16 protein-coding genes are annotated in these 20,548 nt (G+C 71.3%); 5 read left to right on the top strand and 11 right to left on the bottom strand.

From position 1 onward, the window contains the following. Positions 1–125 precede the first annotated feature (125 nt). From AKI01S_RS42380 to AKI01S_RS42365, 4 genes are all read right to left on the bottom strand, one after another. Positions 126–1,478: a diaminobutyrate--2-oxoglutarate transaminase family protein gene (locus AKI01S_RS42380; RefSeq protein WP_067831517.1), complete on the bottom strand. Its 1,353-nt coding sequence runs from the start codon at positions 1,476–1,478 to the stop codon at positions 126–128. A 176-nt stretch (positions 1,479–1,654) separates the two neighbouring features. Beyond that, positions 1,655–2,530, bottom strand: coding sequence for an ABC transporter ATP-binding protein (locus tag AKI01S_RS42375; protein ID WP_067831515.1), 876 nt, complete (start codon positions 2,528–2,530; stop codon positions 1,655–1,657). Continuing rightward, positions 2,527–3,594, bottom strand: a complete 1,068-nt coding sequence (locus AKI01S_RS42370) for a FecCD family ABC transporter permease (RefSeq protein WP_067831513.1) — start codon at positions 3,592–3,594, stop codon at positions 2,527–2,529. The genes AKI01S_RS42375 and AKI01S_RS42370 overlap by 4 nt, the downstream gene beginning before the upstream one ends. After that, a complete protein-coding gene (locus AKI01S_RS42365) occupies positions 3,591–4,550 on the bottom strand; it encodes a FecCD family ABC transporter permease (protein ID WP_218010027.1) in 960 nt (319 codons plus the stop codon). Before AKI01S_RS42365 ends, AKI01S_RS42370 begins: the two co-directional genes overlap by 4 nt. Positions 4,551–4,731: 181 nt before the next feature. On the opposite strand from AKI01S_RS42365, the gene AKI01S_RS42360 reads away from it, so the two are divergent. Then, positions 4,732–5,739, top strand: coding sequence for an ABC transporter substrate-binding protein (locus AKI01S_RS42360; protein WP_067831508.1), 1,008 nt, complete (start codon positions 4,732–4,734; stop codon positions 5,737–5,739). Between the two features lie 526 nt (positions 5,740–6,265). Here the strand turns inward: AKI01S_RS42360 and AKI01S_RS42355 are convergent. Further along, positions 6,266–7,066 (bottom strand): hypothetical protein, encoded by an 801-nt coding sequence (locus tag AKI01S_RS42355; protein ID WP_084000791.1) that lies wholly within the window; start codon positions 7,064–7,066, stop codon positions 6,266–6,268. A gap of 345 nt (positions 7,067–7,411) precedes the next feature. On the opposite strand from AKI01S_RS42355, the gene AKI01S_RS42350 reads away from it, so the two are divergent. After that, positions 7,412–7,849 carry a hypothetical protein gene (locus AKI01S_RS42350; RefSeq protein ID WP_067831505.1) on the top strand — a complete coding sequence of 146 codons (438 nt, stop codon included), beginning with the start codon at positions 7,412–7,414 and terminating at the stop codon, positions 7,847–7,849. A gap of 846 nt (positions 7,850–8,695) precedes the next feature. Here AKI01S_RS42350 and AKI01S_RS42345 read toward each other — a convergent pair. The 3 genes from AKI01S_RS42345 to AKI01S_RS42335 form a co-directional block, all read right to left on the bottom strand. Further along, complete coding sequence (locus AKI01S_RS42345) at positions 8,696–10,300, bottom strand: hypothetical protein (protein WP_067831503.1); 1,605 nt, start codon at positions 10,298–10,300, stop codon at positions 8,696–8,698. 409 nt (positions 10,301–10,709) lie between these two features. After that, positions 10,710–12,584, bottom strand: coding sequence for a DUF2075 domain-containing protein (locus AKI01S_RS42340; protein ID WP_067831523.1), 1,875 nt, complete (start codon positions 12,582–12,584; stop codon positions 10,710–10,712). A 134-nt stretch (positions 12,585–12,718) separates the two neighbouring features. Further along, positions 12,719–13,078: a nucleotide pyrophosphohydrolase gene (locus tag AKI01S_RS42335; protein WP_067831501.1), complete on the bottom strand. Its 360-nt coding sequence runs from the start codon at positions 13,076–13,078 to the stop codon at positions 12,719–12,721. 387 nt (positions 13,079–13,465) lie between these two features. Here AKI01S_RS42335 and AKI01S_RS42330 point away from each other — a divergent pair, with 387 nt between their 5' ends. Next, positions 13,466–14,242: an SGNH/GDSL hydrolase family protein gene (locus AKI01S_RS42330; protein WP_245682013.1), complete on the top strand. Its 777-nt coding sequence runs from the start codon at positions 13,466–13,468 to the stop codon at positions 14,240–14,242. Between the two features lie 3 nt (positions 14,243–14,245). Here the strand turns inward: AKI01S_RS42330 and AKI01S_RS49890 are convergent, their stop codons facing one another. The 3 genes from AKI01S_RS49890 to AKI01S_RS42315 all read right to left on the bottom strand — a co-directional run bounded on the left by AKI01S_RS49890 (position 14,246) and on the right by AKI01S_RS42315 (position 17,107). Next, positions 14,246–16,099 (bottom strand): SNIPE associated domain-containing protein, encoded by a 1,854-nt coding sequence (locus tag AKI01S_RS49890; RefSeq protein ID WP_084000790.1) that lies wholly within the window; start codon positions 16,097–16,099, stop codon positions 14,246–14,248. Between the two features lie 128 nt (positions 16,100–16,227). After that, positions 16,228–16,782 (bottom strand): hypothetical protein, encoded by a 555-nt coding sequence (locus AKI01S_RS42320; protein ID WP_067831499.1) that lies wholly within the window; start codon positions 16,780–16,782, stop codon positions 16,228–16,230. A 70-nt stretch (positions 16,783–16,852) separates the two neighbouring features. Further along, complete coding sequence (locus AKI01S_RS42315; RefSeq protein ID WP_067831497.1) at positions 16,853–17,107, bottom strand: hypothetical protein; 255 nt, start codon at positions 17,105–17,107, stop codon at positions 16,853–16,855. Between the two features lie 390 nt (positions 17,108–17,497). On the opposite strand from AKI01S_RS42315, the gene AKI01S_RS42310 reads away from it, so the two are divergent. Together AKI01S_RS42310 and AKI01S_RS42305 are read left to right on the top strand one after the other, a co-directional pair. Further along, positions 17,498–19,675 (top strand): molybdopterin-containing oxidoreductase family protein, encoded by a 2,178-nt coding sequence (locus tag AKI01S_RS42310; protein WP_067831495.1) that lies wholly within the window; start codon positions 17,498–17,500, stop codon positions 19,673–19,675. 30 nt (positions 19,676–19,705) lie between these two features. Next, positions 19,706–19,978 carry a hypothetical protein gene (locus AKI01S_RS42305; protein ID WP_067831493.1) on the top strand — a complete coding sequence of 91 codons (273 nt, stop codon included), beginning with the start codon at positions 19,706–19,708 and terminating at the stop codon, positions 19,976–19,978. The last annotated feature ends 570 nt before the right edge of the window (positions 19,979–20,548 follow it).

Raw genomic sequence — 20,548 nt, 5'->3', positions numbered from 1 at the left:
GCCGCGCGCGGCGGCGCCGTCGGCCAGCGCGTCGAGCGCGACGGACGCCAGACGGCGCAGCGCGTGCGGCGCGGCCGGATCGGCGGTCGCGTCGGAGCGGATCGCGTCGGGACGGGCGGTCTCGCTCACGCGGCACGCTCCACGGCGACGTCGGCCAGCGCGTCGGCGATGCGGTGCAGCACCGAGTCGGCCTCCTCGTCGGTGAGGACCAGCGGCGGCAGCAGCCGCAGCACGCTGTCGCCGCGCCCGCCGAGTTCGAGGATCAGGCCGTGCTCCAGGCAGGCGGCCTGGAGCGCGCGGGCGAAGGCCGGGTCGCCGGGCAGGGAGCCCCGGGCGTCGGGCTCGGCGGCCGGGTCGACCAGCTCGGCGCCGATCATCAGGCCGCGGCCGCGCACCTCGGCGATCTGCGGGTGCTCGGTGGCCAGCTCGCGCAGCCCGGCGCGGAGGCGTTCGCCCAGCTTGGCGGCGCGCTCGGCGAGCTGCTGCTCGGCGACGGTCCGCAGCGTGACCTCCCCGGCGACCATGGCCAGGGTGTTGCCGCGGAAGGTGCCGGTGTGGTCGCCCGGCTGCCAGGTGTCCAGATCCGGCCGGTAGGCGATCAGGGCCAGCGGCAGGCCGCCGCCCACGGCCTTGGAGGTGACGAGGATGTCGGGGGTGATCCCGGCGCGCTCGCAGGCCCAGAAGTCGCCGGTGCGGCCGATTCCGGTCTGCACCTCGTCGACGATGAGCAGGATGCCGTGCTCGGCGGTGATGCGGCGCACCTCGCGCAGCCACGCGTCCGGGCCGGGCACGACCCCGCCCTCGCCCTGGACGACCTCCAGGATGACGGCGGCGGGCGTGCCGACGCCGCTGCTGGGGTCGGTGACGTAGCTCTCCATCAGGCGGGCCGACAGCTCGCCCGCCCGGTCCGCGCCGACGCCGAACGGGCAGCGGTAGCCGTAGGGGTAGGGCAGCCGGGTCACGGGCTGGGCCTCGGCCGGGCCGAACGCGGCCGAGCCGCGCCGCATCCGGCCGGGTCCGGACACCGAGGAGGCGCCGAGCGTCATGCCGTGGTAAGCGCCGGTGAAGGCGAACACGCCCTGGCGTCCGGTGGCGTTGCGGGCCAGCTTGAGCGCCGCCTCGACGGCGTCGGTCCCGGCGGGGCTGCAGAAGTGCAGCTTGGCGTTGTCGCGGAGGGTGCCCGGCAGCCGCCGCAGCAGCTCGCCGCTGAAGGCGTCCTTCTGCGGGGTGATCATGTCCAGGGCGTGCAGCGGGGCGCCCGAGCCGAGCGCCTCCTGCAGGGCTGCGACCACGTCGGGATGGTTGTGGCCGAGGGCGAGGGTGCCCGCCCCGGAGAGGCAGTCGAGGTAGGCGCGGCCGTCGGCTCCGGTCACGCGGGCACCGGAGGCGGCGACGGGCGCCACCGGGAGGGACCGCGCGTAGGTCCGGGCGGCGGACTCACGTTGCGCCTGTCGGTCGAGGAGACGGGCACGCAGCATGGGGGATCCTTCGGTCACGAGCGGGGACGGGAGGGCCGGGGCAAGCCTGGCGGGGACAAGCCTGGGAAGGAGGCGGCTCACCGCCCGCAGACTTAGGTAAGGCTAACCTAGCAAAATGTGCGCGGTCGTCCACCGGGCGGACGCCCCGGTCCTCGCGTCGTTGCTCACATCCGGGCTCACATCCGGTCGTCCCGGGGCCCCTCGACGAGCCCGGTGTGGCGGCTCAGCGGGATCACCAGCGGCGCGCCGGTCTCCTCGTCGACGCGCACGCGGGCGCGCAGCCCGAAGACCTCCTCCACCAGCTCCTCGGTGAGCACCTGCGACGGCGTCCCCTGCGCGACCACGCGCCCCTGGCGCATCGCCACCAGCCGGTCGGCGTAGCGGGCCGCCAGCGACAGGTCGTGCAGGACCATCACGACGGTCCGGCCCATCGTCAGGTGCAGGTCGCGCACCAGGTCGAGCACCTCGACCTGGTGCGCCAGGTCCAGGTGGTTGGTCGGCTCGTCCAGCAGCAGCAGCTCCGTCTGCTGCGCCAGCGCCATGGCGATCCACGCGCGCTGCCGCTGGCCGCCCGACAGCTCGTCCAGCGTCCGCCCCGCCAGCTCGACCATGCCGGTGGCGCGCAACGCCTCCGCGACGGCGGCCTCGTCGTCGGAGGACCACCGCCGGTACCAGGTCTGGTGCGGGTGACGTCCGCGCGCCACCAGGTCGGCGACGCTCAGCCCCTCCGGCGCCATCGGCGACTGCGGGAGCAGCCCGACGCGTTCGGCGACCTTCCGCGTGGGGATGCGGTGGACGGGCTGGCCGTCCAGCAGCACCGATCCGGCGGCGGGCTTCATCAACCGCCCGAACGCCCGCAGCAGGGTGGACTTGCCGCAGCCGTTCGGCCCGATGATGACGGTGACCGTCCGGTCCGGGACGTCGAGGTCCAGCTCGTGGACGACCGCCCGGTCGCCGTAGGCGAGCGTCAGCCCCTGCGCGCGCAGCCGCACCGAGGGCCTGGCCTCCTCCGGCGCGGCGCTCGCGGACCGGGTGGGGGTGGTGTCGGTCATGACGTGCGGGCCCTTCCGCTTCGAACGAGCAGGTACAGCAGATACGGCGCGCCCAGCGCGGCGGTGAGGATGCCGACGGGCAGCTCGACGCTCCCGAAGGCGGTGCGGCCGAGGACGTCGGCCCACACCGTGACGGCCGCCCCGACCAGCGCGGACGCCAGCAGCGGCGGCGAGCCCGCGCGCACCAGCCGGACCGCCAGCTGCGGACTGGCCAGCGCCACGAACGCGACCGGACCGGCGGCGGCCGTCGCGGCGGCGGTGAGCAGCACCGCGGTGAGCAGCAGCACCGCGCGGGTCGCGTTCATCCGGACGCCCAGACCGCGCGCGGTGTCGTCGTCGAACGCCAGCGCCCCGAAGGGGAACGACAGCGCCAGGGCCACCGGCAGCAGCGCCACCAGCGCCCACAGGGGCGGCCGCGCGGTGTCCCAGGACGCGCCGTTGAGGCTGCCGTTGAGCCACAGCAGCGCGCGCCCGGCGTCGACGATGTCGGCCTTGAGCAGCAGCCACGACAGCACGCTGGTGAGGACGGCGTTGACGCCCACCCCCACCAGCAGCACGCGGTACCCCGACAGGTCGCGCCGCACGGCCAGCAGGTAGACGGCCACGGCCGCCAGCAACCCGCCCGCGGCCGCCGCGACCGGGACGCCGACGTCGGCCACCGCGCCGCCGACGCCCCCGTAGGCGCCGCCGAACACGATGACCGTCACCGCGCCCACCCCCGAGCCCGCCGTGATCCCGAGGATGTCGGGACTGGCCAGCGGGTTGCGGCCCAGCCCCTGGATGATGGCCCCCGCCAGCGCCAGCGACGCCCCGACCAGCGCGCCGGTCGCCGACCGCGGCAGGCGCAGCTCGGTCACCACCAGCCGGTCGGCCTCGTCCCCGCCGCCGAACAACGCCAGGGCCACCTGACCGAACGGGATGTCGATGTCACCGCGCCCGCAGTTGACGACCACCCCGAGGAACAGCACGCCGAGCGTCACCAGCGGGACCAGCACCGTACGCGGCCGCCACGGCGCGGAAACCGGACCGACGCGCAGGGCCGCGCGTCCGGGCACGACACTCATATCCGCACCGCCCCACGCCGCCGCACCAGCTGGATGAAGACCGGAGCGCCGATGAGCGCCAGCACGATGCCCACCTGCAGCTCACCGGGCCGGGCCACCAGCCGCCCGAGGGTGTCGGCCGCCACCATCAGCACCGCCCCGATCAGCGCCGCCTGCGCGGTGATCCAGCGGTAGTCGGGCCCCGACAGGTACCGGGCGATGTGCGTGCCGACCAGGCCGACGAACCCGATCGGCCCGCACACGGCCACCGCCGTTCCGGTCAGCAGCGTCACCGCCGTCATGCCCAGCGCGCGGTTGAGCCCGACCCGCACGCCCAGCGACCGCGCCACGTCCTCGCCGAGCGACAGCGCGTTCAGCCCCGGCGTGTTCAACGCGGCCACCACCAGCCCGACCACGATGAACGGAAGGGCCCGCACCGTCAGCTCCAGAGGCTGGCCGCTGACCGACCCCACCGTCCAGAACCGGTAGGTCTCCAGCGCCTGCCGGTCGAACAGCACCATCCCGGCGGTGAGCGCCGTGAACAGCGCGTGCGCCGAGGCCCCGGCCAGCGCCAGCGTCACCGGCGTCGCGCCACCGCGCGTCAGCGCGCCCACCGCGTACACCCCGGCCCCGGCGAGCGCGGCGCCGAGGAACCCGAACCACACATAGCCGTACAGGCCGGTGACGCCGACCAGGAAGATCGAGGCCACGACGCCCATGCCCGCGCCGGCGCTGATGCCGAGCACGACCGGGTCGGCGATGGGGTTGCGGGTGTGCCCCTGCATCAGGGCCCCGGCGGCGCCCAGCGCGAGACCGGCGACGACCGCCGTCACCGTGCGGGGCAGCCGCAGCGACCGCACGATGACGTCCCCCTCGGAACCCGAGGCGTGCCACAGCCCGTGCCAGATCTCACCCGGGCTGAGCGGCTCGGCGCCCAGCGCGATGCTCAGCATGACGGCTAGGACCAGCGCGCTCACCAGAACAACGGTCCACACCCCCCGCCGCGACGCCCTTTCGGGCGCGACCTGCCGTGTCCGCCCACGTTTCGTGGGCGGCGCAGGTAGCGCTTCGGTCACGATCCCCTCCCCGGCGACGTATCTGAAACTTAGGCGAGCCTATCCTTATCCCGCACAATGTGACCGAAGAAGGGATCCGCCGATGAGAGCCCGTTGGCTCAGTCGTTTCAGCCGCACGTTCGGAGCCGTCACCGTCGCCGCGAGCCTGCTGGCCGCCTCCGCCTGTGGCGGCGGCTCCGACGCGGCCGGCAAGAATGACGCGCCCTCGGGCGCCGCCGGCACCGCCTTCCCCCGCACCATCGACCACGCCGTGGGCAAGACGGAGCTGAAGGCCGAGCCGAAGCGCGTGGTGGCGCTCGACATGACCTTCGTCGACGCCTCGCTGGCGCTGGGCACCGAGGTCGTGGGCTACACCACGTTCGCCGCCCCGAACGAGAAGCTGCCGCCCTACTTCGGCGGCGACGCGGCCAGGTACGCGGCCAAGGCGACCCCGGTCGGCATGCTGGAGGAGCCCAGCCTGGAGAAGATCCAGGCCCTCAAGCCCGACCTGATCCTGTCGGCCAAGGTCCGCCACGAGAAGCTGTACAAGCAGCTCTCGGGCATCGCGCCCACCGTCTTCACCGAGGACACCGGCGCGACCTGGAAGGACAACCTGCGGCTCGTCGGCAAGGCGCTCGGCAAGGAGCAGCAGGCCGAGCAGAAGGTCGCGGCCTACGAGAAGCGCGCCAAGACGATCGGCGACGAGGTCCGCAAGAAGAAGGGGGCCAACCCCACCGTCTCCGTCGTGCGCTTCGTGGACGGGCCGACGCGCCTGTACAAGGAGGACACCTACATCGGTGTCATCGTGAAGGACCTCGGCTTCGACAAGCCCAAGGACGCCCAGGGCACCGGCTTCAACGCCGACATCTCCGAGGAGCAGATCAAGAAGGTCGACGCCGCCGACATCTTCGTCACCACCTTCCCCGACCCGCAGGGCGCCTCGGCCAAGAGCAAGCAGAAGTTCCAGGCCAACCCGCTGTGGAAGCAGCTGAAGGGCAAGGTCCACGAGGTCGACGACATCACCTGGATGATCGCCGTGGGCCTCTACGGCGCCAACGCGGTCCTCGACGACGTGGCCAAGACCTACGAGGTCGACGCGGCCCGAGCCTGACCCGGTAACCGCGCGATGAAGGCCGGGTGAGCCCCACGGGGCCCACCCGGCCTTCGCGTGCAACCGGCCGTGCGCGGACCGAACGTGCCGAACACCTGATGGCCACTTGCGGCCGTGCTCAACCTCACAGAACGACGGTCGAGCCGACCCGGCGACCACGCACATGGGAACCGCCACCACGCCAACCCGCGCCGTTCCGCCCTCCCCCTCAACCATCCCAAGCGAACGCCGCACGGCTACACACGTCGCAAGGACGCCCTGTGAGGGATCCGCGCGCAAACGAACGAACGCCACGCGGGGCTGCGCACGACGTGAAACACCTTACGAGCACACGGTGCGGGCAGAGCGCAAACGGCTTCTGCGGAGTGACAGCGCGCCGCAGACAACAACTGATCCAGACGCCATGGCCTCCGCCGCCCGTATCCCAGTTACGAGAACGTCTCGTGAGCGGCCCGTACGCGAGTGAACAGACGTCATGTGAGTTTGGAAGCAGCGTGGAACACCTCGCACGTCCTACGAACGCGCGTTACGGACGCGTGCGACGTGGACAGGTCGCGCAGGGCTTCTGCGGGGTGACGGTGTACCAAAGGCAGCAGTTGATGCGGGTGCGTGTGGTCTCGCCGCCACCGTCCCCACAGGAACGGAACCCGGTCGCGCCCACGAAAGGCGAGGTGCCGCCCGGCAGGAGTTCCTCGGCGGCGCGGACCGCCTGCTTCTCCTCTCCGACGACCCGGCCCACGTACCAAAGGCCCTCTACCAGTTCATCGGTGGCCAGACCCCACATGGCCCGTGGTCCTCGGCGCATCAGGGGACGGAACGCCTCCAGCACCGGCTGGAGGTGAGCGGCCACCGCACCACGCAGTTCCCGGCGAAGCCGCTCCTCGTCCGCGACGACGCGCGTCCCCGGGCTCCCCGCCACCGGGTCGTCCGGCAGGCAGTCGACACGCGCGGGGGAGACCGCCAACGAGGACGACTCCTCGTTGTAGGCGATCCCGTCCAGTCCGACCCACGGCACGCGCCGCTCCAGGAACCAGGGACCGCTCATGGAGACCGTGGCGAAGAAGGCGTACCGGTGCAGCACGTCCATGGCCGCCACGTCGCGCCGGGGAGTCACGCCATGGTCGTCCGCGATCCGGCGCTGCGCGGCTTCGACGAGCCGTTCACGCAGCGGTTCGTCCTGGACGAGCCGTTCACCGGTGACCGGCTCTCCGTCCACCCGGAGCTGAGGGCTCAGGCGTACGAGAGGCCCGAGCACGTCGCCAAGCCGCGCGTAGGTGTCCCACAGGACATCGGCGCGGGTCATGGAAACGGCGACTGCGGTCGTCACGAGGCCCCCAGCGGGTGAGCGAACCATGGTCGAAGATAGGTAAGGCTTACCTTAACAGTCAACGATCTTCGGTTCGGCCACCCACCCCCGAACACGCCCAACAACGATCACCATCCCCCGGCGACCTTCCCCACCCCCCGCCCCCAAAACGACCCCTCACGAAGCACCCCCACGCACAGACCAGCTCCGCGTGTGGACCGGGCACGCGCACGGACCGGGCACGCATGCGAATCCCAGCCAGGAAAATCAGGGCGTTCAGAGCCCTGTCCGCTTGACGCCTCTCTCCTGCCGGGACCAAGAAGGCGGCCGTGAACGAGCTCATGGCCCCGCCCCCATGATGGTCAGGTGACGAAGAGCACCCATGCCCGCAAGTGGCGGCGAGAGGACTTCGACGGAGTGCCGGGTGCGCCTGAGGCGTCAACCTGGTATGTCGAACCCCGACGGCCACTGCGCATCACCAAGGTCGACATCTATCGGGACGGCGGCACCGGAACGATGCTGGTCAGAGATGCGGCTGACAGCCGGTGGACGTTCTGCTTCGACAAGTTCCTCGGACGCCTGTGCGTGGGGGCACACACGTCGGACGATGACGCGGCGTTCGTCCGCTCCGGAAGCCCGCTCGAAACCGAGCTGTTCGACCTCATGGACCAGGAACTCCAGCAGCTCACCTCCCAACCTCCCGCGTTGTCGCCACGCGGCTTGGAGCTGTTGTCGCACTTCCATCAACACGCTCTTGCGCACTCCGGACAGCACCGTCGCCGCTCGGCCAGCCATCGTCGATAGGCGACGCGCAGCCATCGACCCCACACACGCGTTCTCGTTGCGCGGATCCCGGAAAAGCAAGCCACTCCTGAAGAGCCGCCAGAGACCAGCAGCATGGAAGGCCCCTTCTACCTGCTCAAACTCTGCGCTTCCGCGACTCCGCATCCCAACCGCACAGCTACCCATGAGGGGCGACCCGGTGTGTGAGGCCCGGTGTGAGGAGCGGCCCTGCATGAAGAACGGCCCTGCGTGAGCAGTGGTTACGTGTCAGCAGGGTCGCCTCGAAGCGGTGCCGCGAGAGCCCGTCCACGCGGCACCGCTCTATCCCAACCGCACGGCTGCCCGTGAGGGGCAGCCCGGTGTGTGAGGGGCGGCCCGGTGTGAGGGGCGGCCCTGCGTGAGCAGTGGTCACGTGTCAGCGGGGTCGCCTCGAAGCGGTGCCGCGAGAGCCTGTCCACGTGGCACCGCTCTATCCCAACCGCACGGCTGCCTGTGAGGGGCGGCCCGGTGTGTGAGGGGCGGCCCGGTGTGTGAGGGGCGGCCCGGTGTGTGAGGGGCGGCCTGGTGTGAGGGGCGGCCTGGTGTGAGGGGCGGCCTGGTGTGAGGGGCGGCCTGGTGTGAGGGGCGGCCTGGTGTGAGGGGTGGCCCAGTGTGAGGAGTGGTCAGGTGTCAGCGGGTCGCCTCGGAGCGGTGCCGCGAGAGCCTGTCCACGCGGCACCGCTCTTCGGCGGCAGCAAGGGCTGTTACCAGGAGGAGCCCTCCCCGGAAGGCGCCCCCCGGAAGGAACCCTGGCCGCGAGGTCTCGTCGAGAGAGGGCCTGGTCGAGAGGTGTTCTAGTCGGGAGTCGTCCTGCCAGCCGGAGTCTCCTCACGGGGAGCTGTTCTTGTCGTCTCCCTTCCTCCGTTCGTCGAAGGGGCTTTCCGGCATGCCGGCAGGCCGCCGCGAGACGTTCCGGAGGCGGCGCAGCTCCTCGCGTGCCGCCCGCGTCACCTCCGGGGCGGCCGCGGACTCCGCCATCGCCTCCAGAACCGCCTCCGTCCAGGGGTGGTCACCGGACCCGAAGCTCTGGACCACGCGCACGATGCCCGCCGGCTCGCAGTTCTCCATGGACAGGAACGGGTCGCCGGACAGCTCCAGCCCCGCCGCGACCATGTCCACCAGCACCCATGACGAGCCCTCGACCGAACTCGCCGACTCGAACGGTTCGCCCCGCGCGGCCAGCGTCAACGTCACCAGCCGCCCCAGGAACGGATCGTCCCGGAACATCTCCAACGCGGCCCGGCCCGCCTCCCCGAGGTCCTCGATGAGCACGCTCAGTCCGATCAGGCGAGCCAACGGGCTCACCTCCGCCAGCGCCTCCGCGATCTCCCGTGCCCCCGCCTCCTCCCCGCGTCCGGCCAGCCACCCGGCCAGCTCCTCCCGCCGCTCCGCCTCCGCGTAACCCCGCATCACGTACAGCAGCTCCGCCGCTCCCACATGCGCGTACGCGCCCAGCACCGGAACGTCCTCACTGACGATGGCCGCGACGAACACGACAGCGGCCCACGCCCCGAGCGGCGACAGCCACAGCTCCGCCCCGGACCGCACCAGCAGCCCGGCCCGCTCCAGCTCACCTGCGGCGGCCTCCACCTCACCGATCGGCGGAGACCCCTCCAGCTCCATCCGGACGGTCGCGACCGTGACCGGCGCCCGCCGTTCGAACAGGCCCATCAGCAGTGAGCACACCACCGACGTACCGCCGTCGTGCACCGCCGCCCCGGGAAACAGCAGTTCGAGCACGACCTGCCGCCACGCGTCCAGGACCGCGCCGGGGCCACTGCGCAACCCCGCGGCTCCCGCTCCCGCCCGGGCCAGGCCCAGCACCGCGTCGATCTCCACGACCCCCGCATCGCACGCCACCTCCCACAACCGGCGCAGCTCCGCCGCGTCACCGGCCCCGACCGCCTCACCGGCGGCACGCGCCCCCTCCTCCGTCAGCTCGCCGCCTTCGCCGATCTCCCGACCGTCCCCGGTCCACTCCGCCAGCGCGAGCAGGAGCCCGGTCAACGGAGCCGCCGCCACCAACGCGGCCAGCTCGCCCTCCTCCGGCAGCCGCACGGGCGGCCACGGCGGCGTGACCTCCTTCACCGCGAGCGCCTCGACCGCCTCGACGAACCACGTTCCCGACCGCACCAGCTCCTGGTACAGCCGCACCGCGGCGGTCGCCTCCATCCGCCCGGTCTCGACCAGGAAGTCGATGAGATCGCCGACGTTCTCCAGCACCACGGCCGCCGCGTCCCGCCCGGCGACCGTCAGCTCCTCCGGATACACCTCGGTTAAGAGCGTCCGCAGTTCCTCTGGGGTGAGTCTCCCCAGCCCGTGCCCGAGCCGCTCCTCCGCGACGACCGCCAGCAACGTGACCCCGGGCGCGTACCGCCCGTTCCGCTCAGCCCAGGCCTCCAGCTCATCAAGGTCGATCCTCTTGCCACCCATGACATGCCTCGCTTCCTTTCCGTTGCCGCCCGACTCCAAGTACGCATCCGCGCCGGGATTCTCCTCGCCGCACCACCTCATCCCCGGCGGCGAACGACCCCCGATCACCGACTCACGGACCCCGCGAACGGCACACCGAGAGCACCGAAGATCCACCTTCGTCGTCTTCTTCATGCCGACCACCTCCATGCCCGGCATCATGCCGCAGGGGTGTGACATTCTGTGATTTCGCAGGTCCACAGCGTGATCGCTCAAGAGGGTGACGGCGGGGCGGCGCATCGGAGCCGAACGCGGAACGTCAGGAGCCGTGACGCTCCTTCACCACCCTGCCGCGACACGGGAACGCCGCCCGTCCAACAGGAACGGGCGGCGTCAGAACCACACGAGAGGCGATCCCCTCGAAAACCGGTCAGCGCAGAAGGCCAGTCAGGTACTCCTGGGTCTCCTCGTCCACGGAGTAGATCACCGTGCCGACCATGCCCCGCGTGAGCAGCACCTTGTAGGCGTTGCGGATCAGCCGGTCGGCCTGCTCGTCAGTCGCCTTCGACGGCCGCAGGTCCGGGTCCTTGCTCTCGGAGCGACGGGTGACCATCCTGCCGTTCCGGTACACCAGGTCGGGACCGAGGATGACGCCGTTCCAGTCGTACTCGAATCCCTGCGCGGTGTAGACGCAGCCGACCTGTCCGAGCCCACCGGGTTCCGTTGCCCACAGCGCGCTGGGAGGGGCGTCTCCGACGCTTCGGTCACCGTTGACGTTCCAGGGGCGCGCCCAATCCCCGATGACCACATCGGGGACCAGCGAACGTTCGCCGCTGATCGGATCCTCGACGGGCTTGCTCCAGGGCCAGCAGAACCCGGCCGTCATCCGGGCCGAGTGCCCCTTCTCCGAGCGGTCGCGCAGGATCGCCTCCAGTTCGTACGGGGAGTCCACGAGGGAGACGTCGAAGTCCTCATCACCCTGCCACGGCCGGATCGGCTCCTCATGCAGGCCAAGCAGCCGCAGAACCCACTCCTCGTACACGCGGCTGCCACCGCAGCGATACTGATCGTCCAAAGACACGTGCTCGACGGTCAGCCCCTTGGCCTCAGCGTGCTCGCGGATCTGCTCCAACGTCCCCATCTCACCGGGGCGAACGTTCTGCTGCGCGTCCAGCAAGAACACTGGGACGCGCGCGGCGTCGATGAGTTCGTCGACCTGAGCCCGCCCGGTCCGCAGCCGCGCCGGAGTCCACCGGGTGGCCGACACGTTGCGGATACGGTGTGCCTCATCACAGATCAGGACTTCCAGGCTGTTGCGTTCGAACTCCATGAAGTCGTTGAAGTACTTGAACATCGCCTTGGTGCGTGTCGAACCCTTGGCGACGTGCTGCCGCATCGTCTGGGTGAACGACCTGGACCCGGTGGCGTGCAGCACGGGCACCTTGCGGCGCGACAATTCGCCGAGCAAGGACAACGCGATCACGCTCTTGCCGCTGCCAGGTCCGCCGGTGATGACCACGACGGTCTTGCGGTCGGAGCGCCGCGCCTTGTTCACCTCGTGCATGACCAGCTCGTAGGCCAGACGCTGCTTGTCCAGCAGGACGAACTGCTCTCGTTCTCTGATCTCCTTCGCCGCGTGTGCGAGCAACTGCTTGGAAGGACGCACTTCGCTGTTGAGGAAACGGTCCGCCACCGCGCGGCCCGGGGCTGGGGCGAATCGGTCCTTCAGGTAGTCGACGAAAGCACCTCGCGTCGACTGGGTGAACAACAAGGTCTTCTCGTCCTCGACCGCGTCGTAGAGGTCGATCACGTCGGCCTTCGAGGCGTTGTGCAGGTAGGCGACGGCGTGCAGGGCGTCCGGGTGGTCGGCCAGCTCGGTGAGGAAACCGTCGATGTACTCGGTATAGCCCTTGGCCTGCAGAGCCGGGTGCAGCTTGGGCCTGCCCGACATGTTGTGCACCAGCACCCGGCTGGGGTCCTCGTCCCAGACCTCGACGTGGCTCCACTGCTTGAGCTCGACGACCACGAACGCGTCACCGCCGGTCCTGCGGTCCACCCCGGCGAGTACCACGTCGACCCGCTTGCTGGTCAACGGCAGTTTGTATTCGACGAGCATCTCGACCTGGCCCAAGCCCGCCTCGAGCAGATCCCGGGCAAGCGCGGGAAGGCTGCGTTCCCAGGACCGCTTCTCGGACCCGGAGACCGAGACACCGCTCTTCATCTTCAGCTGTTCGGCCAAGAGGTCGGAAAGGTGGCGCTCGACGGGCGAAAGGACGGACTCGGCGGTGAGACGGACGGCCGTCAACGAACCTACCCCCAGGCAGCACGAGAACCTCGTGCGGTATGGGGGCATGTCCCAGACCCGGTGTGACGCGGATCAGCGGAAGCCCGTCGGGCCGCAAACGCTTACGGGGAAAGGCTAGCGGCGATCACCGACATTCACGCACCCGAAAGCGGAGGGGCCTTTCTGGCCGATCCTCGGTAGGCGTCGGCGTCGTAGCGCCGTTCGTTCTCGTCGATCTTGGCGTGTGCGGCCTGCGGCAGGTCGACCCCGAGGACATCGGCCAGGCGGATCAGGTAGGAGAACACGTCGGCCAGCTCCGCCCGCACCCGTGGCCCTGCGGGGCCGTCCATGATCGTGGCCGACTCCTCCGGGGTGAGCCACTGGAACTCGGCCAGCAGCTCGCCGGTCTCACCGGCGAGGGCCATCGCCAGGTTCTTGGGAGTGTGGAACTGCTCCCAGTCCCTCGCCTCGGCGAACGCCCGCAGCCGCGCCGCCAGCTCCTCGATCTCCTGCATCCCGCCAGGTTAGGGCCCGGCCGACGGGCGGCGGGCGTGCCCTCGTGCGGCGCGCCCCGGAGAGGCTTCCCGATCATTGCCGTGCGGTCGTCGGTCGTTGTTCTTGTTTTAGGCCACGGTGAGCCGTTAATACGTTCGCAAGTTGGGCGACTTGCTGTCGTTTTTGTTGATGCCTGGGTGCACTTCTTGCGGGAGGCTGAATCTGGAGGAGCTCGAAAGGATCTGAAGGGCAGTTCCGTCAGGGGTTTGATTGAGGAACTTTTCTTATTCTTTGGTGAGCTGGATTCCGTGAGTGTGGGGCCGGGTATAAGCGGGGCGGTACATTTCTGGGGTTCTCGTGGCGGGGTTTCGGTGCGGGTTGGGCGATGGTGTGCTGCCCTCTTGTGGGTGGCGTTGTTCGGGCTTGTCGGCGGTTGTGCGCGGCCTGTCGAAGTCGCGGTGGAGCGTTACGTCGCGCTTGGCGATTCCTATTCCTCCGGGGTCGGGGCGGGTCCCTACGACAAGAGCAGTGGGCGTTGTGCGCGGAGCGGTAACGCCTATCCGCAGTTGTGGGCGCGGTCGCGTCAGGTCGGGTCGTTCGCGTTCGTCGCGTGTGCGGGGGCCACGACGGGGAGCGTCAGTGCCGGGCAGCTGGGGGCGCTGAACGCGGCCACCACGCTCGTGACGATCACCGTGGGCGGCAACGACGCCGGGTTCGGGCGGGTCATGAAGGCCTGCGTTCTGGAGTCGACCGCCGCCTGCGTCAAGGAGGCCGGCGCGGCGGAGATCTTCATGGAGACCGTTCTTCCGAAACGGCTCGACGGGCTCTACGGCGAGATCTCGGCGCGGGCTCCGGGCGCGCGTGTGGTCGTGCTCGGGTATCCGCATCTCTACATGAACGTCGATTACTGCCCCGGGGTCAGCACGACGCGTCGTAACGCGCTGAATAAGGCGTCCGACACCCTCGCCACCGTTGTGGGCGCGGCGGCGGTGCGGTCCGGGTTCGTCTTTTCCGATGTGCGGGACGAATTCGACGGGCACGAACTGTGCTCGGGCGACGGATGGCTCAACGGGACGACCGTTCCGCTCGGTGACTCCTTCCACCCGACGGCTCGCGGACATCAGCTGGGATACCTGCCCGCCATGCGATCCGCGCTCGGGACCCGGAACGCGGACCAGCGGTAGGCGTCAGGCCGCGGGCTCGGCCTCCTGGCTGGCGCGGTACTCGGAAGCCTCGGGGAACTCGGTGTACTCCAGGAGATGGCTGCCGCCGATGCGCTCCAGGGCCGCGCGGACCTCGGCCGGCGTCGCGTGGAAGAACTCGCGGCGCAGGTTGACCTGGTTGACCCGCCGGGAGGAGAACTCCTGGTGGAGGCGGTTCTCCAGGCCGACGGCGTCCTCGCTGAAGATCAGCGTGTGGACGTCGAAGCGGAACGGGACCGAGGCGTCGCCGAGCTCGTTGACGCGGTCCATGGGCTCCAGCCGCCGCGTCATACCGATCTTGACCATGCGTTCGCCGAACGCGCCGATGTTGGAGATGACGTAGACGTAGCCCGCGCGGGTGTTGGCGGCGCGGCTCTCCACATCGGTCAGGGCGGACTCGACGTCGGTGAGCCTGGCGCGCAGTTCGGCGGCGGCCGCCGTGTCGCCGTTGGCCTCCAGGCGGGCGAGGGCCTGCTCGACGTGTGAGCGTTCCTTGAGGAGCTTGGCCTTCTCGCGTTCGAACTCCTTGCGGGCCTTCTCCTCCTCGCGCTGACGGTCCCGCTCGGCGCGGACGCGTTCCTTCTCCTCCTCCTGTTTGGCCAGGTGGTCGGCGGTGAGGCGGAGTTCCTTGATCCGCAGGTTCCGGTACTCGGAGCTGACCTTGATCTGCATGGTCTTGCCGAGCCGCTCGATGGTCTGGGCGGTCCTGGTCAGCCGGTCGACCGCCGAGTCCAGCTTGTAGGGGCGCATCGTGCGGATGAGGTTGTCGGCCTCGGCGTTGAACGCGCGCAGCATCAGCTTCGAGAAGTCGCGCACCATCCTGCGGCCCTCGGTGGCCGAGCCGTTGACGGTCCAGTCGGTGGCGCCGACGACGGCGCGGTCGTCGCGCGCCATGGCCTTGATGCGGTTCCTGATCTTGTCGAGTTCGGCCTTGTAGGCGACGGCGTCCTCCAGGCGGTGCCGGTACTGGTAGATCCCGGCCTCCTGGAGAAGGGCGACCTCCTTGGTCTCGACGATGTCGGAGCGGAGGCGGGTGAGTTCCCGGCGTTCGTCCGCGGCGTCCCGGTGGAGTTCGCGGATCCTGGCACGCAGGTCGTCGATCTCCGTCTGGAGCTGGACCGCCTCCAGCGCGCCGAGACGGGTCAGCTCGGCGCGCAGGTGGGCGTTCTCGGCTTCGAGTTCCGTGATGCGCTGCTTCTTGCCGCCGAAGAGCGGGCGATTGCCCGGCGCGGACGGCGCGGAAGGCGGGGGCGGTGCCAGCGGTGCGGGCGGCGCCGAAGGAACGGGCGGCGGTGCCGGGGGAGCGGATGGCGCGGCGGGGGTCCAGAGCCGCCAGCCCGCCGGGGGCGGGGGCCAGGACGGGTCGGGCTGCCAGCCCGGCGGCGGGGTCCATCCGGGTGGGGGAGCGGGCCAGTTGGGCGGCGGGTTGTAGCGCCAGCCCGCGGGGTCGGGCGGCGGAGCCGGGACGGGGGCGGCCTGGGTGAGGCGCAGAACGTGCGGCGCGTCGGCGGCGGAGATGTTGCCGAAGTCCGTCTCCTCGCCGGTGACGTCCGTGGCGACGAGCGAGAGCCGCTGCTGGTAGGAGGGGCGGGTCTGGACGGAGGCCAGCCCGGACAGCTCCACCGCCAGTCGCGGACCCTTCTGCGCGAGGTCGGCCGCGCGGAAGCCGAGGATCCGCTGGTCCGTGATCGCCACGTGGGTGAGCGTCGGCAGTGCCCGGACGGTGGTCACCAGCGCCCGCACCCGTTCGTCACCACGGCGGAACAGCGCCAGCAGGCGGAGGAGGCGGTCGGTCTCGGCGGGGGCGATCTCGGTCCCGAGGTAGGGGTGGTCCGTCATCGTGTCCTCGTCGGTCGGTGGGCGGGACGGCGGGGGACGGACGAGGGATTCATCCTCCGCGGACCGGGGCGCGCTGTCGCCCGGCTTCACGAAAAGTAGACCGCTTTGTGACGACGGGTAGCCGAGCGTCAGTCGTGTGCCGGTTCGGGGTGGCGGGTCTTGAACCTCAGGAACGTGCCGAACGTCCCCCGCAGGCGGGTGATCGCCGCCTCGCCGTCCGCCGGGCGGTGGGACAGGGCGCGTTCGACCAGGCCGTCCAGGTTGCGGTCGGCGATCATCACCGAGCACGGGTCGCAGGCGCGCCAGTCGTGGAAGAGCAGCTCCAGCAGGAGGGCGGGGGCCTCGTCCGGGGGGAGGTCGGGGTGGCGTTCGAAGCTCAGGGCGATCTCGAACTCGTTTCCGCCCAGGTCGGTCGTCTCGACGGTGGGCGCGTCGTCACCGTGCTCCTCGCGCGGGGCCGGGCCGCGCGGGTAGGTCCAGGCCGGGTCGGGCGCGCCGCACAGGTCGCAGGCCGGGGGAGGGGGCGTGGGAACGCCGAGACCCATCTCCAGGGGGTGGTCCCACGGCTCGACGCGCAGCAGGTGACGGTGGACCAGGCTCTCGATCCGGTCGGGTTCGCCGATCTCGATGGTCGCGATCTCCACGCCGCAGTGCACGCACAGCGGCTCCAGATCCTCGGGCACTTTCCTCCGCGGTGTCGGGGGCGACTACGGAGTGTCACTGTAATGGCGCCGGCGGCGTGGTGCGAACGGTTCAGCGGCACACGCTGCCGCCGGTCCCCTCCTCGCCGTCGGTGGTGGGCTCCACGTCGAGATATTCGTCCTCGGGCCACAGGTGGTCGGCCAGCCAGGCGAGGTACTCCTCGTCGCCCGGGTCGAGCTCGGCCGTCATGGACTCGGGGTAGCCCGCCGAGGCGGGTTCGTCCGGCGGCGGCATCGGGCGCAGCAGGCGTGGCAGACACAGGCCGAACAGGGCGGCCAGTGAGGTGAGGACCAGGGCAGTGATCACACCACGCCGTCCTTCCGCGATCGACGTGAACCCTTGCGTAAGGAGTAAAACAGTTGAACGCTACTAGACAGACCTATCGTACGAGAGCACGACATGCCGTACACCGGGAACGGAGTGACCGGTGGGTCGTGAGTGACTTCATTCTCGCAACGGAAGGCCGCGGACGCGTGGTGGTCGCGGTTCATGGCGCGTCCACGGCGTCGTGGCCGCTCAGGCGGGGGTGACCTCCTCCAGTTCCTGCTCCAGTCCCGCGGCGGGTGGCGGGACGGGAACGCGTCGCAGGCAGGAGGCGCTCCAGTCCCGGCTCGATGCCTGGCCGGACGAGGACCTGGCGCGGTTCGCGGGCTGTCTGGTCCGCTACAACGCCGAAGACTGAGGCACAATCGCCTCATGGCGACGAGGCAAGCGATCACTTACTGTCGGATCTGTGAGCCGTTGTGCGGGCTGACGGTCACCGTCGAGGACGGGAGGGCCGCCCGGATCAGGCCCGACCGGGAGCATCCGCTGTCGAAGGGGTTCGCCTGCCCCAAGGGCATCGCCATGAGCGAGATCCAGAACGACCCCGACCGCGTGCTGCACCCGCTGCGGCGGCGCGGGGACGGCACGTTCGAGCGGGTGAGCTGGGACGAGGCCCTGAACGACATCGCCCGGCGGCTCAACGCCCTGCGCCGCGATCATGGCGGGGAGTCCATCGGCTGGTACTTCGGCAACCCCGCGACGTTCTCCTACAGCCATCCCCTGTGGCTCAACGGCTTCATGAAGGCCCTCGGCTCCCCGCACTTCTACTCGGCCGGGTCGCAGGACACCAACAGCCGGTTCGCCGCCAGCGCCCTGCTGTACGGCTCGCCGCACCTGGTGCCGATCCCCGACCTCAAGCGCACCGACCTGCTGGTGATGCTCGGCGCCAACCCGCTGGTGTCGCACGGCAGCCTGGTGTCGGCGCCGCGCGTCCGCGAGGACCTGACGGCGATCGTGCGGCGCGGCGGCCGGGTCGTGGTCGCCGACCCGCGCCGCACCGAGACCGCGCGGGCGTTCGAGCACCTGCCGGTCGCGCCGGACGGCGACGCCTGGCTGCTGCTGTCGCTGCTGCACGTGCTGTTCGACGAGGGCCTGGCCGACGAGGCCGCCTGCGCCCGGCAGGCCACGGGCATCGCGGCGCTGCGGCGGGCGGTCCGGGACTTCCCGCCGGAGGAGACCGGGCGGCGCAGCGGCGTCGACGCGGCGGCCGTGCGCGCCCTGGCCCGCGACCTCGCCGCCGCCCGACGCGCCGTGCTGTACGGCCGGACCGGCACCTGCCTGGGACGGCACGCCACGCTGGTCGCGTTCCTCATCGACGCGGTGACGCTGGTGACCGGCAACCTCGACCGCCCCGGCGGCGCGATCTTCGGGGACTCGCCGCTGCGCGTGGACGAGCTGCTGCGGATGTCCGGGCTGGCGACCTACGGGCGGACGCGGTCGCGGGTCGGGGCGTTCCCCGACGTGCTGGGCACCTTCCCGGCGGGCGTGATGGCCGAGGAGATCACCACGCCGGGGCGGGGGAGGCTGCGCGCGCTGCTGGTGTCGGCCGGCAACCCCCTGCTCACCGTGCCCGGCAGCGCCGCCCTGGACCGCGCCCTCGACGAACTCGACCTGCTGGTCTGCATCGACCTGTACGTCACCGAGACCGGGCGGAAGGCCGACTACGTGCTGCCCGCCACCACGTTCCTGGAGCGCGAGGACTTCCCGCTGCCGTTCCTGCAACTCCACCTCACCCCGTACGTCACGTGGACCGAGGCCGTCGTGCCGCCGCGCGGCGAGGCCCGCCAGGAATGGGAGATCATCGATGGTCTCGCGCGGCGGATGGGGCTCGGGGTGGGGGCGTTCGGCCCGCAGCGGCTCGCCCACCGGCTCGGCGTGCGGCCCTCGCCCCGGTTCCTGCTGGACGCGCTGCTGCGCACCGGGCCGCGCGGCGACTGGTACGGGCTCCGGCGCGGCGGCCTCAGCCTGCGGAGGCTGCGCGCCGAACCGCACGGCGTCGTGCTCGCCGACCACCAGCCCACCGGAACGCTGCGCCGCCGCCTCCGGCACCGCGACCGGCGCGTCCACCTGGCCCCGCGGGAGATCCTGACCGAGATCGAACGGCTCGCCGCCGCCCCCGAGCCCCCGCCGGAGTACCCGCTGCGGCTGATCGGGATGCGGGAGATCCGCTCGCACAACTCCTGGATGCACAACGCCCCCGCGCTCATGCGCGGCAACCGCCGCCACGCCGCCCGCCTCAACCCCAGGGACGCGGCCGAGCACGGGATCACCGACGGCGTGCGTTGCCGGATCACCTCGCCGCACGGCGCGATCGAGCTGCCGGTCGTCGTCACCGACGAGATGACGCCGGGGACGGTCGCCGTCCCGCACGGCTGGGGCCACGACGGCGGCTGGAACGTCGCCAACGCCGCCGGCGGGGCCAACGTCAACGTGCTCGCCTCGCCCGACCCCGAGGACCTGGAACGCCTGGCGGGCATGGCGCACCTCAACGGGATCCCGGTCTCGGTGGCCCCCGCCGACGCCCCCGAAAATGTCAGTGCCTCCCGATAGCGTGGAGAACACGCAGCGAAGGAGGGCACCATGTCCCCGACGAGCACCATCCCGATGAGCAGGGCGGACCTGGCCAAGGTTCTGTTCACGACGCGCCTGCAGCCTTCCGATCGCCCCCGCCCCGAACAGGTGCGGGCCGCCGTCGACGACCGGCTGCACACCTGCGGCGGCGACCCGATCACCTACGCCGGGCTGGTCGCGCAGGAGGCGGGAGACCACCCCGAGACGTACGCGCCCCGGATGCGCTGGGCGCTCGCGACCGTGGCGGTGGCCTACGCGGACCGCATGCTGACGGCCGCCTGAACGCCCGCCCGACCGGCGGGGCGTCCGACACGCGGCGCCCCGCGACCCGGACCGCGCCCCCTGGCCCGCGAGGCGGGGGAGCACCCACCACCCACCCGCGCGGGGCCTCGAAGGCCACGCCGCACAACGAACGACGACCCGCCGACGTCCCACGCCCTGACCAGGGCGGTACGGGATCCTCCGGAACGACAGCGTCCAGCCGACCGGATCCCGGCGAGCACCCCTGAGACCCACAGACGTCCCCTGCCACGCCGACCGGCGTCACTGGAACCCCGCGCCGGGCGCGGCCCCGGGCGTCCCCGGTGAGACGACGGGCCACCGAACCACGACGATCGCCACACCGACCGCCGACCGCCGGAACCCCGCGCTGGGTGCGGTCCTGGGTGTCCCCGGTGAGGGGATGGGGCACCGAACTAGGCCGATTGCCACGCCGTCCGGCGTTCACTGGAACCCCGCGCCGGGCGCAGACCTGGGTGTCCCGGTGAGGGGACGGGGCGCCGAACCACGATGATCGCCACGCCGACCGCCGACCGCCGACCGCCGACCGCCGACCGCCGACCGCCGACCGCC

It is taken from the genome of Actinomadura kijaniata NBRC 14229 (assembly GCF_001552175.1).
GTDB classification, from domain to species: domain Bacteria; phylum Actinomycetota; class Actinomycetes; order Streptosporangiales; family Streptosporangiaceae; genus Spirillospora; species Spirillospora kijaniata.
This window is presented reverse-complemented; position numbering and strand designations above follow the sequence as displayed.

What these genes read in the sequence shown, in the direction of transcription:
- AKI01S_RS42380 (WP_067831517.1), bottom strand. Translation starts at nt 1,478, where the DNA reads ATGCTGCGTGCCCGTCTCCTCGACCGACAGGCGCAACGTGAGTCCGCC.
- AKI01S_RS42375 (WP_067831515.1), bottom strand. Translation starts at nt 2,530, where the DNA reads ATGACCGACACCACCCCCACCCGGTCCGCGAGCGCCGCGCCGGAGGAG.
- AKI01S_RS42370 (WP_067831513.1), bottom strand. Translation starts at nt 3,594, where the DNA reads ATGAGTGTCGTGCCCGGACGCGCGGCCCTGCGCGTCGGTCCGGTTTCC.
- AKI01S_RS42360 (WP_067831508.1), top strand. Translation starts at nt 4,732, where the DNA reads ATGAGAGCCCGTTGGCTCAGTCGTTTCAGCCGCACGTTCGGAGCCGTC.
- AKI01S_RS42345 (WP_067831503.1), bottom strand. Translation starts at nt 10,300, where the DNA reads ATGGGTGGCAAGAGGATCGACCTTGATGAGCTGGAGGCCTGGGCTGAG.
- AKI01S_RS42335 (WP_067831501.1), bottom strand. Translation starts at nt 13,078, where the DNA reads ATGCAGGAGATCGAGGAGCTGGCGGCGCGGCTGCGGGCGTTCGCCGAG.
- AKI01S_RS49890 (WP_084000790.1), bottom strand. Translation starts at nt 16,099, where the DNA reads ATGACGGACCACCCCTACCTCGGGACCGAGATCGCCCCCGCCGAGACC.
- AKI01S_RS42310 (WP_067831495.1), top strand. Translation starts at nt 17,498, where the DNA reads ATGGCGACGAGGCAAGCGATCACTTACTGTCGGATCTGTGAGCCGTTG.
- AKI01S_RS42305 (WP_067831493.1), top strand. Translation starts at nt 19,706, where the DNA reads ATGTCCCCGACGAGCACCATCCCGATGAGCAGGGCGGACCTGGCCAAG.